Source organism: Flavobacterium sp. LS1R10 (assembly GCF_003968825.1).
In the GTDB taxonomy this organism is placed as follows: Bacteria; Bacteroidota; Bacteroidia; order Flavobacteriales; family Flavobacteriaceae; genus Flavobacterium.
The window spans coordinates 300,056-317,291 of the sequence record NZ_RYDH01000001.1; the positions used below are offsets into that span (position 1 = coordinate 300,056).

16 protein-coding genes are annotated in these 17,236 nt (G+C 35.7%); 8 read left to right on the forward strand and 8 right to left on the reverse strand.

Annotated features, from left to right (window positions below):
• Positions 1-11: 11 nt before the first annotated feature.
• A complete protein-coding gene (locus tag EKL96_RS01335) occupies positions 12-737 on the reverse strand; it encodes a polyprenol monophosphomannose synthase (protein WP_126457603.1) in 726 nt (241 codons plus the stop codon).
• A gap of 103 nt (positions 738-840) precedes the next feature.
• Between EKL96_RS01335 and EKL96_RS01340 the strand changes: the two genes are divergently transcribed.
• From EKL96_RS01340 to EKL96_RS01350, 3 genes are all read left to right on the forward strand, one after another.
• Positions 841-1,512, forward strand: a complete 672-nt coding sequence (locus tag EKL96_RS01340; RefSeq protein ID WP_126457604.1) for a DUF4271 domain-containing protein — start codon at positions 841-843, stop codon at positions 1,510-1,512.
• 13 nt (positions 1,513-1,525) lie between these two features.
• Entirely contained in the window at positions 1,526-2,275 is a 750-nt protein-coding gene (locus EKL96_RS01345; protein ID WP_126457605.1) for a uroporphyrinogen-III synthase, read from the forward strand.
• Between the two features lie 280 nt (positions 2,276-2,555).
• Complete coding sequence (locus EKL96_RS01350; RefSeq protein ID WP_126457606.1) at positions 2,556-3,026, forward strand: Lrp/AsnC ligand binding domain-containing protein; 471 nt, start codon at positions 2,556-2,558, stop codon at positions 3,024-3,026.
• Positions 3,027-3,199: 173 nt separating this feature from the next.
• Here the strand turns inward: EKL96_RS01350 and EKL96_RS01355 are convergent, their stop codons facing one another.
• The 5 genes from EKL96_RS01355 to leuS all read right to left on the reverse strand — a co-directional run bounded on the left by EKL96_RS01355 (position 3,200) and on the right by leuS (position 8,988).
• Positions 3,200-3,886: a zinc metallopeptidase gene (locus tag EKL96_RS01355; protein WP_185964876.1), complete on the reverse strand. Its 687-nt coding sequence runs from the start codon at positions 3,884-3,886 to the stop codon at positions 3,200-3,202.
• Positions 3,887-3,981: 95 nt separating this feature from the next.
• On the reverse strand, positions 3,982-4,578 hold the full coding sequence (locus EKL96_RS01360) for a hypothetical protein (protein WP_126457607.1): 597 nt from the start codon (positions 4,576-4,578) through the stop codon (positions 3,982-3,984).
• Entirely contained in the window at positions 4,568-5,038 is a 471-nt protein-coding gene (locus EKL96_RS01365) for an RNA polymerase sigma factor (RefSeq protein WP_126457608.1), read from the reverse strand. Before EKL96_RS01365 ends, EKL96_RS01360 begins: the two co-directional genes overlap by 11 nt.
• A 2-nt stretch (positions 5,039-5,040) precedes the next feature.
• Positions 5,041-5,889 carry an alpha/beta fold hydrolase gene (locus tag EKL96_RS01370; RefSeq protein ID WP_126457609.1) on the reverse strand — a complete coding sequence of 283 codons (849 nt, stop codon included), beginning with the start codon at positions 5,887-5,889 and terminating at the stop codon, positions 5,041-5,043.
• Positions 5,890-6,066: 177 nt separating this feature from the next.
• Positions 6,067-8,988 (reverse strand): leucine--tRNA ligase, encoded by a 2,922-nt coding sequence (gene leuS, locus EKL96_RS01375; RefSeq protein WP_126457610.1) that lies wholly within the window; start codon positions 8,986-8,988, stop codon positions 6,067-6,069.
• A gap of 405 nt (positions 8,989-9,393) precedes the next feature.
• On the opposite strand from leuS, the gene EKL96_RS01380 reads away from it, so the two are divergent.
• The 4 genes from EKL96_RS01380 to truB all read left to right on the forward strand — a co-directional run bounded on the left by EKL96_RS01380 (position 9,394) and on the right by truB (position 12,158).
• Positions 9,394-10,269, forward strand: a complete 876-nt coding sequence (locus EKL96_RS01380) for a cell division protein FtsX (RefSeq protein WP_126457611.1) — start codon at positions 9,394-9,396, stop codon at positions 10,267-10,269.
• A 59-nt stretch (positions 10,270-10,328) separates the two neighbouring features.
• Positions 10,329-10,568, forward strand: coding sequence for a DUF3098 domain-containing protein (locus EKL96_RS01385; RefSeq protein WP_126457612.1), 240 nt, complete (start codon positions 10,329-10,331; stop codon positions 10,566-10,568).
• Between the two features lie 72 nt (positions 10,569-10,640).
• A complete protein-coding gene (locus tag EKL96_RS01390) occupies positions 10,641-11,450 on the forward strand; it encodes an undecaprenyl-diphosphate phosphatase (RefSeq protein ID WP_126457613.1) in 810 nt (269 codons plus the stop codon).
• A 6-nt stretch (positions 11,451-11,456) separates the two neighbouring features.
• Positions 11,457-12,158 (forward strand): tRNA pseudouridine(55) synthase TruB, encoded by a 702-nt coding sequence (gene truB, locus EKL96_RS01395; RefSeq protein WP_126457614.1) that lies wholly within the window; start codon positions 11,457-11,459, stop codon positions 12,156-12,158.
• 226 nt (positions 12,159-12,384) lie between these two features.
• Here truB and hflX read toward each other — a convergent pair whose 3' ends face one another.
• Positions 12,385-13,635 (reverse strand): GTPase HflX, encoded by a 1,251-nt coding sequence (gene hflX / locus EKL96_RS01400; protein ID WP_126456307.1) that lies wholly within the window; start codon positions 13,633-13,635, stop codon positions 12,385-12,387.
• Between the two features lie 597 nt (positions 13,636-14,232).
• Between hflX and EKL96_RS01405 the strand changes: the two genes are divergently transcribed.
• Positions 14,233-16,413, forward strand: coding sequence for a glycoside hydrolase family 97 protein (locus tag EKL96_RS01405; protein ID WP_126457615.1), 2,181 nt, complete (start codon positions 14,233-14,235; stop codon positions 16,411-16,413).
• A gap of 327 nt (positions 16,414-16,740) precedes the next feature.
• On the opposite strand, the gene EKL96_RS01410 is transcribed toward EKL96_RS01405, so the two are convergent.
• Positions 16,741-17,202, reverse strand: coding sequence for an FKBP-type peptidyl-prolyl cis-trans isomerase (locus EKL96_RS01410; protein ID WP_126457616.1), 462 nt, complete (start codon positions 17,200-17,202; stop codon positions 16,741-16,743).
• Between the last annotated feature and the right edge of the window lie 34 nt (positions 17,203-17,236).

Genomic DNA, 17,236 nt, shown 5'->3' on the forward strand with positions numbered 1-17,236 from the left:
GTATTTTTTTCTTATAATGTATTGAAAAGTCTTTTTAATCTAAGCGAAATAACTCCAAAAACGGCTTCAATAATTATTGAATTACTCATTTTGGATTGCCCCTTGGTTCTATCAGTGAAAATAATTGGAACCTCTACGATTTGAAAATTCTTACAATATGTTCTATATTTCATTTCAATTTGAAAGGCATACCCAACGAATTTAATGGAATTTAAATGGAATTCTTCTAAAACTTTTCTTTTGTAACAGACAAACCCAGCGGTAGCATCATGAATTTTCATTCCGGTAATCATGCGCACATAAACAGAGGCAAAATATGACATTAGCACCCGGCTTAAAGGCCAGTTCACCACATTGACACCGGTTACATATCTAGATCCAATTGCTAAATCAGCATCCCCAAAATGACAGGCACTGTACAATTTTTCTAAATCATTGGGATTATGAGAAAAATCGGCATCCATTTCAAAAATATATTCATATCGGCGCTCCAATGCCCATCTGAATCCATGTACATAAGCCGTTCCCAAACCTGATTTCTTATTTCTTTTTTCTAAAAACAATCTGCCTGCAAATTCTCTCTGAAGCAAAACAACCTTATCAGCAGTGTGATCTGGTGAATTATCATCAATAATAAGCACATGAAAGGGTTTGTGTTGAGAAAGCACCGATCGGATAATGCTTTCTATATTTTCAATTTCGTTATAGGTAGGAATTATAACAATACAATCATTCATATTTAGGCTAATTTCACCGCAAAAGTAAACTTTTTATGCCACTTGATCCTTAATAAAATTATAATAAAAAGAATGGCATAAAAATTAGTAATTTTGCACTGTTATGATAGAAACCATACTTCATCCAAGAATAACAGAGAACAAAGACTGGGCGACCGTACTTTTTGTGCTGTCATTTGCTATTATTGCTATTACTAGATCCATTTTCGAAAATCGTTTTGGTGATTTTGCGAACCTTATTTTCTCCAATAAATACACCAAAGTATACCGTGACAGCAGTCATCTCAAAAGCGGATTCACTGTTGCTTTATTTTTGGTTCAAATCATCTCCCTTGCGTTCTTCATCCAAATTGCATTGAGCTATTTTGGCCCTGTTTCAAAAACGGACTGGTTGCTTTATATTCAAATATTTACGTTCTTGATCTTCTTCGTTTTAGCAAAGTATTTAATCGAAAAAATAATTGCAACCTCATTCAATATTGAAGAATTTATGGAGCAGTTCAACCTTCAAAAGGTAACTTACAGGACCTATATTGGATTAATCATACTGCCATTCAATATTATTTTGTTTTATAACGACACAATCTCAATAAATATTCCATTATTAATTATAGGCATTATATTGACAATCAATGTTATAACTTATTTTATTTCAATAAAAAATTATCAAAATTTAATAATCGGTAAGTTGTTTTATTTTATTTTATATCTTTGCGCTCTCGAAATAGCTCCCTATTATTTCATGTATTATTGGTTCACAAAAGGGAGTGCTTAGAAAACGTTAAAATATGAAAGTGAAAACAATTTTGGTATCACAACCAGAGCCTAAAGTGGAAAATTCCCCATACTTTGAACTTCAACAAAAGCATAAAGTAAAAATTGATTTCAGGCCTTTTATTCATGTAGAAGGAGTTAATGCAAAAGAGATCCGCCTTCAAAAAATTGATCTTAATCATTACACCGCAATTATTTTAACCAGTAGAAATGCAGTAGACCACTTTTTCAGAGTGGCCGAAGAAATGCGATTTAAAGTACCCGAGGGATTAAAATATTTCTGCCAATCAGAAGCAGTCGCTTTTTACCTGCAAAAATATGTGGTATATCGAAAACGGAAAATTTACGTTGGACCAAAAGACTTTGCCGATTTATCCCCACTGATTAAAAAATACAAAGACGAAAAATTCTTATTACCTGCTTCAGATCAACTCAATGCGGATGCTCCAATAACGCTGGACGCCTTAAAAGTAGACTGGACTCCCGCTATTTTTTACAAAACAGTGATGAGCGATTTGTCTGATTTAGCCGATGTATATTATGATGTTTTGGCCTTCTTTAGTCCAACCGGAATAAAATCATTGTTCATGAATTTTCCAGAATTTGAGCAAAACAATACTCGAATTGCTGTTTTTGGCAGTACCACCCAAAAAGAAGCTTTGGATCATGGCTTAAGGATCGATATTCTTGCACCAACCCCGGAAACTCCCTCGATGACAATGGCTTTAGAGAAATATGTTATGGAAGCCAACAAAGGAAAATAAAAAATTACTTTTCGAAATAAAATCAAAAAAGCCATTCGCAATCCGAATGGCTTTTTTGATAATACAAAATCTAAAATTCCGTTGTGGTTCTTTATCGTGTATTACTGATACATATAAATTAGTACTACTGTCAGTTCGAGCACAATCGAAAATCATTTTAGCATCCAGACTGCGCTCAATATCACATAAAACTCAACAAATACTAAATTTAATCGTTTTTTTTTTAAATTTGATTTTCAATTCAAACTAAATTTAATAGTTTAGTTTAAAACAACAACCTATGAAAATCAATTCACTAGTAGTAGAAATTGACGGTATCGATAAAGAAATCTTGCGCGACTTGATGGAAGATGCCCGAAAACCAATTCTTCAAATCGCCAATAAAATTGGAATTTCCGGAGCTGCGATTCATCAACGTTTGCGAAAACTGGAACAATCCGGCGTTATTTCGGGATCAAAATTTACGGTAAACAATAAAATTTTGGGCTATAACACGATGGCTTTTGTTGGAATTTATCTGGACAAGGCGGCTAGAAATCCAGAGGCGGTACGTGATCTAAAAAAAATTCCTGAAGTACTAGAATGCCATTATACGACAGGAAACTGGTCTATTCTTATTAAAATAATTTGTCGAGATAACGAACATTTAATGCAATTACTCAATACCAAAATCCAAGCGATAGAAGGCGTTTCCAGAACAGAAACTTTTATTTCTCTGGACCAACAAATTGAAAGACAAATTCAATTGTAGCACCACTTTTATCCCTTTGTGACTCCATGAACTTTGTTATTTCTGCGTAGGATAAATCATACAATCTGAATAACTTGATGAGATTTCTTCTCCGTCGAGATGAAATAGAGGCAAAAAAATCCGTCTTGTTCTTATTCTTACACAAGACGGATTTGTATTTTTTTAGCAAACATCTAATTCCTTCTTCCTCCCATATAAATCGAAACATAATACAAGAGTGTAGCGATGGATCCTAAAGCAGCCACAACATACGTTCTAGCAGCCCATTTAAGCGAATCTTTGGCTCCCGCTTGTTCTTGTTGTGTTAGCATCCTTTTGTTTTCTAACCAAGCCAACGCCCGATTACTCGCATCATATTCGACCGGCAAAGTAACTATAGAGAATAAAGTAGTTGCTGCAAAAATGATAATTCCCACCAGTAGTAATTGCGGAAAAGTCTTCATCATCAAGATTCCTCCTAGCAAGATCCACTGCATATACGTAGAGGCTACATTTACCACCGGCACTAATTTAGATCGCATTGTCAGCCACTGATACCCTACAGCGTGTTGCACCGCATGTCCACATTCGTGAGCCGCAACAGCTGCCGCTGCCGCATTTCTTTGGTTGTAAACGGCCTCGCTTAAATTCACAGTTTTGTCAGATGGATTATAATGATCCGTCAAACGTCCCGGTGTAGAGATTACTCGTACATCACGAATCCCGTTATCGGCAAGCATTTTCTCGGCGATTTCAGCACCGGACATTCCGTTTTGCAATTGCAATTTAGAATAATGTTCAAATTTGCTTTTTAGTCTTGAACTAACTAACCAGCTGAAAAGCATGATTGCTCCGGCAAGAATCAAATAACCCATTCCCATATTTTTGTTTTTTAATTGTATTGTTTAAAATAAAACATCAAATTTTGAACCATTTTTTTACAATGTCAAAATGGCACAAGAAAATAGCAACAACATTATTCATTAACACTCAACTGCTTATTCACAGCTTCAAATTTAACGATCAAACCGTTGACTCTAGCCTGCTCTTTTTTGATTTCTTTTGGTCTTAAATAAAACCAAGTAAACCCAATCCACCCCAACATTACTACATAAGTGAAAATTCCCCAAAATATTGTCATACGGGATGTGTATTCATACATATACAAACATAACCCGGATCCAAGCAGTATAAAATACAAACTCAACATGGTAGATTGCAAAAAATGCTGTTTTGTTTTAATCGAAATTAATTTTTGCAGGTATTCACTATTACTTTGGGTGCCATCAATAGTTTTATAAAATGAAACTAATTTATTGTAGACGAATAAATAAAGCATCATAGCAAAAACGGCTAAAATGATTCCGATTTTGGTTGAAATAAATTCAGGCTGATAATGATACCAGATAAAAATAATAAATACACTTGTTGCGATAAGCAGCACATTTGTTATAACTAATTTTCGCAGACTCACTCTCTTGAAATGTTTCAGTTTAGAAAGCAATTCTTCTATATTTGGCGGACTTACAGCCTGTTGTCTCCACAAATCTTTAAAGTCTATATTATTGTCCATTTTCTTTAAACTTTTGAGTTAATTTTTCTTTTATCCTATGAATTTTTACTCTTGTATTAGCCTCTGATAGCCCAACAATATTGGCAATTTCTGCTTGTTTTACTTCTTCCAGTTCTAGTGAAATAATGATACGATCAATTTCTGGCAATTCGGCAATGCATTTGTACAAAAATTGAATCTGAGGTTCTGGCGAATAGTGCTTTTCTTCTGTAATATGTATTGGAAGTTCTGACTTGGGAAATCGTTTTTCTTTATCAATTTGTCTCAAGCAATTATTAGATGCAATACGGAAAATCCAAGTTCCAATACTGGCTTCATTTCTAAATGTGTGGAGTTTTTGCCAAACGATTATAAATGTTTCCTGCGCAATGTCCTGTGCTATGTCATAATCATTTACATAACCCATGCACAGGCGAAAAACCTTCTGCCAATAGGATTTGTATAACTGTTCAAACTCCATTATTATGATTTTATAAAGTTATTTAGTTGTGCTAAGTACCATTCTTTATCATCATACATAATAAAGTGTAACCCTTTGTTTGAATATTGAAAACTCGCAGTTTCTAAGTTTTTATATTGTGCCTCTATAGGCCTTTTATAATTTGAAAAACCAAATTCTAATAATATTAATGAAGGGCATTTTATATTCCCAATTTTTTCTCTCAAATCGGTATTGGAAAAATCACAATACATTTCTCCAAAAGTTTTTCTGTCTGATTTCATGCTCCACCTAATTGCTTCATCTTGTTTTGTAGCATCTGCTAAAAGCATTGCTATATTTCTTTTTTGCATTTGATAAAATTCATCTTCAGACATAGCCGTTATTTGATTGAGCATTGACGTGCAATCATTATTTACTTGTGATTTAAAAGAAGGATCTCTCAAAGCTGCCAAACAAGGAAGCGCATCAACAACTGCAATTTTGTTTATTAATTCCGGATAATCCGAAGCAATAGCCAACGCAAGTCCTCCACCCATACTGTGACCAACTAGAATTGGTTTTTCGATTTTGTTCGCTTTTATGTAGTTCACAATTTCTGTTTCCCAATTTTCAAATGTAGCATTTGGTTGTGGTTTAACCCCCGCAAAACCAGCCATTGTAAAAGTGTAACAAGTAAACTCTTTTTCAAAATTAGATTTTGTTTCATTCCAGACATCTCCAGAACTGGCAAATCCAGGCAGAAATATTATGGATTGTTTTCCCTTTCCTGTTTTGGCAATTTCAAACGGATACGATTTAGTTTGCCCAAATACATTTAAACACAATGCTGTAAATAATAGAGCGATAACCAAGAAGAGATACTTTTTCATTTTAATAGATTTAAGTTGTTAAATGATCCAATTTGCTTTTTAGATACAGGATCTATTAAAATGTTACAAAAGTTAAAAGTAATTTTTAATTTTCTGTTTATTAGCTGTTTGCAAAACAAAAAAAATCCTAATTCTAAAATTTAGGATTAGGATTGATTATATACTGTGGACAGATTATTACCCCACTAAATTGATGATTTTTCCCGGAACAATAATCACCTTGTTTGGCGTTCTTCCTTCTAATTGTTTGATAGTTCTTTCGTCTTGCATTACAATTTTCTCGATTTGCTCCTTGGTTAAATCCAAAGGTAAAACCATCGTGAAACGCATTTTTCCATTGAAAGAAACCGGATATTCCTTTTCACTTTCTACTAAATATTTAGCTTCAAAAACAGGAAAAGCAACTGTTGCAATCGAACCTTTATTTCCTAGCAACGACCATAATTCTTCGGCGATGTGTGGTGCATACGGCGAAATCACAATCGCTAAAGGCTCCAAGATTGCACGAGAATGGCAATTCTGCGTGGACAATTCATTCACACAAATCATAAATTGTGAAACCGATGTATTAAAAGAGAACCCTTCAATATCTTCTGCCACTTTTTTGATAGTTTTGTGCAATGATTTTAGATTCTCCCCCAACCCCTCCGAAGAAGGGGAGTCAGAAACGTAGAAAGAGTCGTCTGGTCCAGTATGATACAAACGCCATAATTTTTTCAAGAAACCAAAAACTCCTGATATTCCTGCTGTATTCCAAGGCTTTGCTTGTTCCAATGGTCCTAAGAACATTTCATACAAACGCAATGTATCAGCTCCATATTCGTTACAAATATCGTCTGGCGTTACTACATTGTATTTGGATTTCGACATTTTTTCGATTTCGCGACCTACAATGTATTTTCCGTTTTCATCTAAAATAAATTCCGCATCTGCATAATCTTCTCTCCAGCTTTTAAAGCTGTCAATATCTAATTCATCAGAAGAATTAACCATTGAAACATCAACATGAATTGGCTGCACGTTTTGTCCACCGATTTTATTTTTAGAAACATACGTATTTGTTCCGTCTAATCTATACACAAACGCACTCATTCCCAAAATCATCCCTTGATTGATCAATTTTTTGAACGGTTCTTCAGTTGGTGCAAAACCTTTGTCTTTTAGGAATTTGTTCCAAAAACGGGAATACAATAAATGTCCGGTGGCATGTTCGCTTCCGCCAATATATAAATCTACGCTTTCCCAATATGCCAATGCGTCTTTACTTGCAAATTCGCTTTCGTTCTGCGCATCCATATAACGCATCCAATACCATGAACTTCCCGCCCAACCTGGCATCGTGTTCAATTCTAATGGGAATATAGTTTCCTCCCCCAACCCCTCCGAAGGAGGGGAGAGAAGCTCATTCGAAACCACTTTATTATTTACACTGTCCCAAGCCCAAACCAAAGCGTTACCTAAAGGCGGTTGCCCGTCTTCGGTTGGTAAGTATTTCTCTACTTCCGGCAAGATGATTGGTAAATGTTTTGCTGCAATCATTTGCGGCAAGCCATTCACATAATATACCGGAAACGGCTCTCCCCAATAGCGCTGGCGCGAGAAAACAGCATCACGCAAACGGTAATTGATTTTTCCTTTTCCTTGGTTTAGTTTTTCTAATTCTTCTATCGCTTTTTTAGTTGCTTCTTTGTATGTCAGTCCGTTTAGGAAATCAGAATTGGCGATAATTACATTGTCTTTCGAACCGTATGCAACCTCAGAAATATCGACATTCGCGAAAATGTTTATGATTTCCTGCATTCCGTTTTGACCTTTGAAGAAATTAGCAAAAGCATAATCTCTTTCGTCGCCACAAGGAACCGCCATAACCGCGCCTGTCCCGTAACCTGCCAAAACATAATCCCCAATCCAAACCGGAATTGGTTCTTTCGTGAACGGATGTTCGGCATACGCTCCGGTGAAAACGCCCGAAATGGTTTTAACATCGGCCATACGTTCTCTTTCGGAACGTTTTGACGTTTTTTCTATATAAGAATCGACTGCTGCTTTTTGTTCTGCCGTTGTGATTTGAGCTACCAATTCATGTTCTGGCGCCAAGGTCATAAACGTTACTCCAAAAATGGTATCAGGACGCGTTGTGAACACATCGATAAATTGCTGCTCGCTTTCAACGTTTGACTTTTGACTTTCGACTTTAAAAGAAACTGTCGCCCCAACACTTTTCCCAATCCAGTTTCTCTGACTTTCCTTAATGCTTTCGCTCCAATCAATATCGTTTAATCCTTGCAGTAAACGTTCTGCATAAGCCGAAATTCGCATGCTCCACTGCGTCATTTTCTTGCGCACCACTGTAAAACCACCACGCTCTGAAACACCATTTACGATTTCGTCATTTGCTAAAACCGTTCCCAATCCCGGACACCAGTTTACTTCAGTCTCGGCCAAATAGGTCAATCTGTATTGCAACAACAATTTCTCCTGCTGTTCTTTTGCGAAAGCGTTCCATTCATTTGCTGAAAAAATTTTAATATTTTCATCGCAAACCGCATTGACATTTGCATTTCCTTCTTTTTGGAAAATCGAAACCAAAGTCGAAATATCTTCGGCTTTATCGCTGTTTTTATTGTACCATGAATTGAATAATTGAATGAAAATCCATTGTGTGTGTTTGTAATAATCGGGATTTGAAGTACGCACTTCTCGACTCCAATCGAAAGAGAATCCAATTTTGTCCAATTGCTTTCTGTATCCTGCAATTTTATTTCCTTCTTTATCCGTTCCGCCGTCAATATTTACCGAAGTAGTATCTTCAGGACGCTGCCCAGTTTGAATCGCATATTGCTCAGCAGGCAAACCAAAACTGTCATAGCCCATAGGGTGCAACACATTAAAACCTTGGTGTCTTTTGTATCTAGAATACACATCTGAGGCAATGTATCCCAGCGGATGCCCAACATGCAATCCCGCTCCAGATGGATACGGAAACATATCCAGTACGTAATATTTAGGTTTTTCTGAGTTGTTTTCGGCTTTAAATGTTTGGTTTTCTAACCAATATTGCTGCCATTTGGTCTCTATTTCGTTCGGATTGTATTTCATTCCTCTTTTTTATTGTTTTTTAATGGAGTCATGCTGTCGCGCACTCAAGTCATTCCTCTTTTTTATTGTTTTTTAATGGAGTCATGCTGTCGCGCACTCAAGTCTAGTCATGCTGTCGCGCACTCAAGTCATTCCTCTTTTTTATTGTTTTTTAATGGAGTCATGCTGTCGCGCACTCAAGTCATTCCTCTTTTTTATTGTTTTTTAATGGAGTCATGCTGTCGCGCACTCAAGTCCTTTTTATAAGGTTCTGAACAAATGAGCAACTGAGGTTCTACCTTTTATTACGATGACTATTTTTAGGTGGCAAATTTACGTTTATTGTACGAAAGTTGAAACTTTGAGCGTTATTAACTTTAAATAAAGAAATTCTTTGTTATTTTTACCCAATAATTTCAGTAAACTATGAGTTCTTCCTTTGATAATTTCCAAAAACGTCGTTTAATTTCCTCTTATTTCTCAGTAGTGCTAAGTGTATTCTTGGTCTTGTTTCTACTTGGAATATTGGGTCTTTTCATTATAAATTCTAAAAAATTAGCGAACGATTTCAAAGAAAATATTGCCATGACCGTTTTTTTCAAAAACGAAGCCAATGACACGATATTAAAAGCTTTTGGAACTGAATTAAAAGCAAGTCACTTTGTAAAATCATACGATTATGTAACCAAAGAAGCTGCAGCAAAACAACATACCGATATTATTGGGGAGGATTTCCTGGTATTTCTGGGAGAAAACCCGTTGCAAAACTCGTATGACATTCACCTGAAAGGAGATTATGTAGTAAAGGACAGCATAACAAAAATTGAAGCTAGCTTACGCAAAAACGCTATGATTTCCGATATTGTGTATGACAAACAATTAGTAAATCTGGTGAACGACAACATCAAAAAAGTAAGCATGTGGATTTTGATAATCAGCGGTTTTTTATCTTTTATTGCCGTATTACTGATCAATAGTTCGTTGCGTTTGTCCATACATTCTAACAGATTCATCATTAAGACCATGCAAATGGTAGGTGCTACCAAATCATTTATCAGAAAACCTTTTGTAATGCGAAGTATAAAACTGGGCATGATTGGAGCTTTTTTAGCCATAATAGCCTTGACTGGTGTACTGATTTATATAGAAACCAGTTTTCCAAATCTTGGCATATTAGAAGACAAAGCATTAATTGGACTTGTTTTATTGAGTGTTCTAGGAATTGGTATTTTAATTACCTGGTTAAGCACGCATTTTGCAACACAACGGTTCTTGAATTTAAGAACAGACGACCTTTATTAATTAAACAATGAGGATAAGATTGCTTTGCTTCGTGCCGCGCAACTCCTCGCAATGATTTTATGGAAAACAACAACCACAAACCAGAATTTCTTTTTGACAAAATAAATTATAAAATTCTCTTAATCGGGATTGGTGTAATTGCCTTGGGATTTATTCTAATGGCCGGCGGAGGAAGTGATGATCCAAATGTATTTAGCGAAGACATCTTCAATTTTAGAAGAATTCGACTTGCGCCAACAACTGTTTTAATTGGTTTTGGCATTACTGTATATGCCATTCTTAAAAACCCAAAAAAATAACAAACATTGACGCATTATAAGTTACAATACTGATTAACAGACTACTAAAAACAGAACACTGATCACGCTATAATGAATACATTACAAGCTTTTTTAATTGCCATAATCGAAGGATTAACAGAATATTTGCCCGTTTCATCCACAGCACACATGGTTTTCCTAAGTTCCTATTTTGGAATTCAAGAAGATGATTTTGTGAAGCTTTTTCAGGTTTCTATTCAGTTTGGAGCTATTTTAGCTGTCGTGGTATTGTACTGGAAAAAATTCTTCGATTTCTCCAAATTCAATTTTTACATTAAACTCATTTGTGCCGTAATTCCTGCTTTGGTTTTAGGAAAATTATTTGACGATAAAATTGAAGCTATTTTGGGTGATCCTATCCCTATAGCGGTGGTGTTAATTATAGGAGGTGTAATTCTGCTTTTTATTGACAGTCGTTTTCAAAGCCCCACTGTCATTCAAGAAGAAGATATTACTGTAAAAAAAGCTGTAATTATTGGTTTCTGGCAATGTTTAGCCATGATGCCGGGGACAAGTCGTTCCGCTGCCTCGATAATTGGGGGAATGCAACAAGGATTAACGCGGCATGCTGCGGCAGAATTCTCTTTCTTTTTGGCCGTGCCAACAATGATGGCGGTAACATGCTATTCTGTGTTCTTGAAAACCTACGAAACTTCACAAATGAAAGGCTACGAATTGATTTTAAAGTCTAACGAAAACATCCAATTATTCCTGATTGGTAATGTCGTGGCTTTTATCGTTGCCATTATAGCAATTAAATTTTTTATTGAAATTATCAAAAAATATGGTTTCAAACCATGGGGCTGGTACCGAATAATTGTAGGTATCTTTTTATTGATCTACTTTTCATACTTTAAATAATTTCCTTTGAAGACAGCCGAAGATTACCAAAACGGACAAATTTTACTGATTGACAAACCTTTGAACTGGACTTCTTTTCAGGCGGTGAATAAATTGAAATGGGCATTAATCACTAAACTGAATCTGCCAAAAAAATTCAAGATAGGTCACGCTGGAACGTTAGACCCTTTGGCAACCGGATTACTGTTAGTTTGTACCGGAAAATTCACCAAAAGAATCACTGAACTTCAGGGTCAAGCCAAAGAATATACCGGAACTTTTTACATTGGAGCGACTACGCCTTCGTATGATTTAGAAACGGAGATCGATCAAACTTTCTCGACAGATCATATTGATGATGCTTTAATCCATGATACCATAAAACAGTTTCTAGGCGAAATAGATCAAAAACCCCCTATTTATTCGGCTATAAAAAAAGATGGCGTGCGCTTGTATGAACATGCCAGAGCAGGAGAAACTGTTGAAATTGCCACCAGAAAAACAACGATTCACGAATTTGAAATCACCAGAATTGCACTTCCTGAAATAGACTTTAGAGTAGTTTGCAGCAAAGGAACTTACATTCGTTCCTTGGCATTTGATTTTGGAAAAGCCATGGGTTCTGGTTCGCACTTAACGGCTTTACGCCGAACCAAAATTGGCGATTATGATGTAAAGAATGGTGTAGCTGTTACTGTTTTTGAAAATAATTTAGACTCCAATAATTAGTGTTTTGAGACTTTCAACCCTAACAACATTCTTAGTTGCTTTTTTAAAACGAGAATAATTTCCAAATTAATTCATCTCTAATTATATCTTTTTTAAATTACTTCGTTCAGCCATCTTTTATGAGAACTTGTTGTGCAGCCTACAACCTGATACAGCTGGGCATGCCCAAAAAAAATCCCTCTTAAAACTTCAAAAGGGATTGGTTTATTTTATGTTTTGGAAAAAATTATTCCATTTCTTCCGCGTCTTTGTCTTCTTTCTCCACCGCGTCTTTATAATCCGGATATAAAAACTTATTGTACGGAAAACGGGTAATGTGAATGTGACGTACGGCTTCATAAACACGTTCTCTGAATTCCTCAAAATTTTCCTTGTTAGTAGCCGAAATAAACAACGCATTTTGCTCGCCTACTCTGCTCATCCAAGTCGATTTCCATTCTTCCAGCGTATAATGTCTTGGCGTTTTTTCGGTCATTAAATCATCTTCGTCAATAGTCAAATGCTGGTAAGCATCAATTTTATTGAAAACCATAATTACCGGTTTGTCATTTGCCTTAATATCCAATAAAGTTTGGTTTACGGATGCAATATGATCTTCAAATTCAGGATGCGAAATATCAACTACGTGCAATAACAAATCCGCTTCGCGAACCTCATCCAGCGTACTTTTGAAAGAATCAACCAGTTGTGTTGGCAATTTCCTGATAAATCCTACCGTATCCGAAAGCAAGAAAGGCAGGTTTTTAATAACTACTTTTCGGACGGTGGTGTCCAGCGTAGCAAAAAGTTTATTCTCTACAAAAACATCACTTTTACCAACGGCATTCATCAAGGTTGATTTCCCCACATTAGTATATCCCACCAAAGCCACACGAACCATAGCGCCACGATTGCCGCGCTGCACACCCATTTGCTTGTCGATGGTTTTTATTTTTTCTTTCAATAACGCGATTCGGTCACGAACAATACGTCTGTCGGTTTCAATCTCGGTTTCTCCAGGTCCACGCATTCCAATTCCCCCTTTTTGGCGTTCAAGGTGCGTCCACATTCCGGAAAGCCTTGGTAATAAATATTGACATTGCGCTAATTCTACTTGCGTTCTGGCGTACGAAGTTTCAGCACGTTGCGCAAAAATATCCAAGATAAGGTGCGTTCTGTCCAGAATTTTACATTCCGTTATGATTTTAGATATATTTTTTTGTTGTGAAGGTGATAATTCATCATCAAATACCAAAGTCGAGATATCATTTTCTTTTACAAAAAGATGAATCTCTTCAATTTTTCCGGTACCAACAAAAGTCTTGGGATTAGGACGTTCCATTTTTTGCGAAAAACGTTTCACCACTTGCCCTCCTGCGGTAAAAGTCAAAAACTCTAATTCGTCAAGATATTCGCGCAGCTTCTCTTCACTTTGGTTTTGAGTTACAATACCAACTATAGCCGTCTTTTCGAAATTTATTACTTCTTTTTCTAACATATTTTTGAATAAGTTACAAATTTAATGATTTGTCAGGGACTTATTGAGTTCTGGGTTTATAAAAAATTAGTAGCCGTGAATAATGATAGTTTTTTGGTCGATCCGAAAATTATACTGTTGAAATGTTTTCCTGCGAATAAAATAAATTCAGCCGTGTATTTCTCCAGATGAAACTGCTATTTAACTCCAGAACGAGAAAAGTTTTGCCACAGATTAGCATTTGATTTCAAAAAAATCAGTGAAAATTCGGATAATTCGTGGCTAAAAAAATTTGTCGAATTTGAAGTTATTTTAAAAACCCTTGTTTTTGTCTTACGCACATTAAATGTTAGTTCTATTTTAATAAAGTGCATCATTTGAAAACAGTTTAGGCGCTAATTTTGACCTACTATCAATTAAATTGAACAAAACAGCACATCATTCCAAATTTTATTCCACTGGAAAGAGTGTGAAATAAACAATAAAGAGTTTACTTTTACTTTTTAAGAAATTGCAACGATAACTACAATTTTGTTACTGTTTTAAATAAAACGATTTCGTAAAAATCAAGCCGAATTATAAAACCAAAAATCAACTAGTAATTTATATTCAATAAAAATGAAGCATTATCTTTTTTCACTACTATTCACTTTAACGTTCTTGAGTAACGTTGCGGCACAACAATTAAAATCACCCAACCAAAAATTCACAATGGATTTTTCATTGTTAAGTGACGGCACTCCAAGTTACACTTTGAGCTACAAAAATAACGTCGTTATAAAACCTAGTAAACTGGGTCTCGAACTAAAAAGCGACAAAAAAACAATGTTGTTTGATTTGACATATAGTACTAATCCCGCTGAAAAAGAATTACTATTTGATAAAAATTCGTTGTTAAATAATTTCACGATAACAGATACCCAAACAGCCACTTTTGATGAAAACTGGAAACCCGTTTGGGGAGAAGTAGCTTCCATTCGCAATCATTATAACGAATTGGCAGTAACCTTAAATCAAAAAGAAACAGACAGAAAGATTGTGATTCGTTTCCGTTTGTTTGACGATGGTTTAGGATTTCGTTATGAATTTCCTTCGCAAAAGAACCTTACTTATTTTGTAATTAAAGAAGAAAGAACTCAGTTTGCCATGACAGGAGATCATACTGCATTTTGGATTCCGGGTGATTATGACACTCAAGAATACGATTACACCACATCAAAATTATCGGAAATCCGAGGCTTATCAGAAAAAGCAACTACCGCAAATGTTTCTCAAAAGTCTTTTTCTACAACAGGAGTACAGACTTCGCTAATGCTAAAAACAGCAGATGGATTGTATATCAATCTACATGAAGCAGCATTAATCAATTATTCGTGCATGCATTTGAATCTAGATGATAAAAATATGGTATTCGAATCTTGGTTAACACCAGATGCCAAAGGAGACAAAGGATACATGCAGGCTCCAAATCATACGCCTTGGCGTACCATCATTGTTAGTGATGACGCAAGAGAAATTCTGGCTTCAAAAATGACATTGAACTTAAATGACCCAAGTAAAATTGAAGATACATCATGGATAAAACCCGTTAAATATGTAGGTGTTTGGTGGGAAATGATCACCGGAAAAAGTTCTTGGGCGTATACGGATGAATTTCCAACGGTACAACTTGGCGTTTCTGATTTTTCAAAAGCGAAACCAAATGGAAAACACGGTGCCAACAACACTAATGTAAAAAAATACATTGATTTTGCAGCTAAACACGGTTTTGATGCCGTTTTAGTAGAAGGCTGGAATGAAGGTTGGGAAGACTGGTTTGGTCATTCCAAAGATTATGTTTTTGATTTTCTGACTGCGTATCCGGATTTTGACGTCAAAGGATTGCATGAATATGCCAAATCAAAAGGTATTAAAATGATGATGCACCATGAAACTTCAGGATCTGTGCGTAACTATGAGCGCCACATGGATAAAGCGTATCAGTTTATGAAAGACAATGGATACGATGCTGTAAAAAGTGGTTATGTAGGTGATATTATGCCAAGAGGCGAAAACCACTACAGCCAATGGATTGTCAATCACTTTCAATATGCTTTGGAAAAAGCAGCCGAATATAAAATTATGTTGAATGCTCACGAAGCGGTTCGTCCAACGGGAATTTCAAGAACCTATCCCAATTTAATTGGTAACGAAGCAGCAAGAGGAACAGAATACCAAGCTTTTGGTGGTTCTAAACCCAATCACGTGACAGTGTTGCCTTTTACCCGTTTAGTAGGCGGACCGATGGATTATACTCCTGGGATTTTTGAAATGGATTTAAGCAAATTGAATCCGGATAATAATTCCCATGTCAACAGTACGATTGCAAATCAATTGGCATTGTACGTAACGATGTACAGCCCGTTGCAAATGGCAGCCGATACACCGGAAAATTACGATCGCTTTCCTGATGCTTTTCAGTTCATCAAAGATGTAGCCGTAGATTGGTCTGACAGCAAATACCTTGAAGCAGAACCTGGTCAATATGTTACTGTTGCGCGTAAAGCAAAAGTGACGAACAATTGGTTTATTGGTAATGTAAATGGCGATACTTCTCGTACATCAACCATCAAATTTGATTTTTTGGAAAAAGGAAAAAAATATGTTGCCACTATTTATGCTGATGCAAAAGAGGCACATTATAAAACCAATCCACAAGCCTATACGATTCGTAAAATGACGGTGACTAACAAATCAAAACTGGCACAACTCAGTGCGCCCGGTGGAGGTTATGCGATAAGCATCGTTGAAATTAAATAATAATAAGCCGTTGGGTGTAATTCAATTTGTTTAATTTTTTAACCACATAGAAATATAGATTTTAAAATTCCGTAATGCGTTCCACTTTTTCCTAGAAAACCATAGCTATGTGAACCCAAGAATTAGGCTATCTTACTCTTTTTTTCTATGTCTCTATGCGGTTCAAATTTTTTATTAAAGATTAATTGAAATTTTCTTTAATTACACCCAACGAGTTCATAATAATAATCCGTGTATTGTAATTCATTCTACCACATAAATTCATAAAACAGAAAAGGCTGCCTAGAAAATCTAGACAGCCTTTTTTAGTTTTATCTTTCTCTTTAACTAATTTACTTTAATCAGTTTAACATTGAAAACAAGAACAGATCCTGCTGGAATAGGTCCACTACCGTTGCTTCCATAACCCAGATGAGAAGGAATTAAAAGAACTCCGTTTCCTCCTTCTTTAAAAAAGGGAATACCTTCTGTCCATCCTTTTATCACTTGGTTCAAACCAAATGAAATGCCTGAAGCATCACTTTGATCAAAAACATTTCCATTAGTAAAATATCCTTTGTAGGCTACTGTTACATTAGATGAAGCTGTTGGTTGAGCGCCAGTTCCCGCTTCATTAACCACATAATACAATCCTGAATCGGTTTTTGTGGCAGTCAATTTCTTTTTCGCAATGTAATCCACGATTTCTTTTTCGTTTTGAACCGTGTAATCAACAGGTTTAGATGCTTCGTTATCCGATAAACAAGAAACAAATAATAAAGAAATTAGGGCTAATAAAGTAGATTTCATAATTTAATTTAAACGTTAATGCTGCAAATATAGT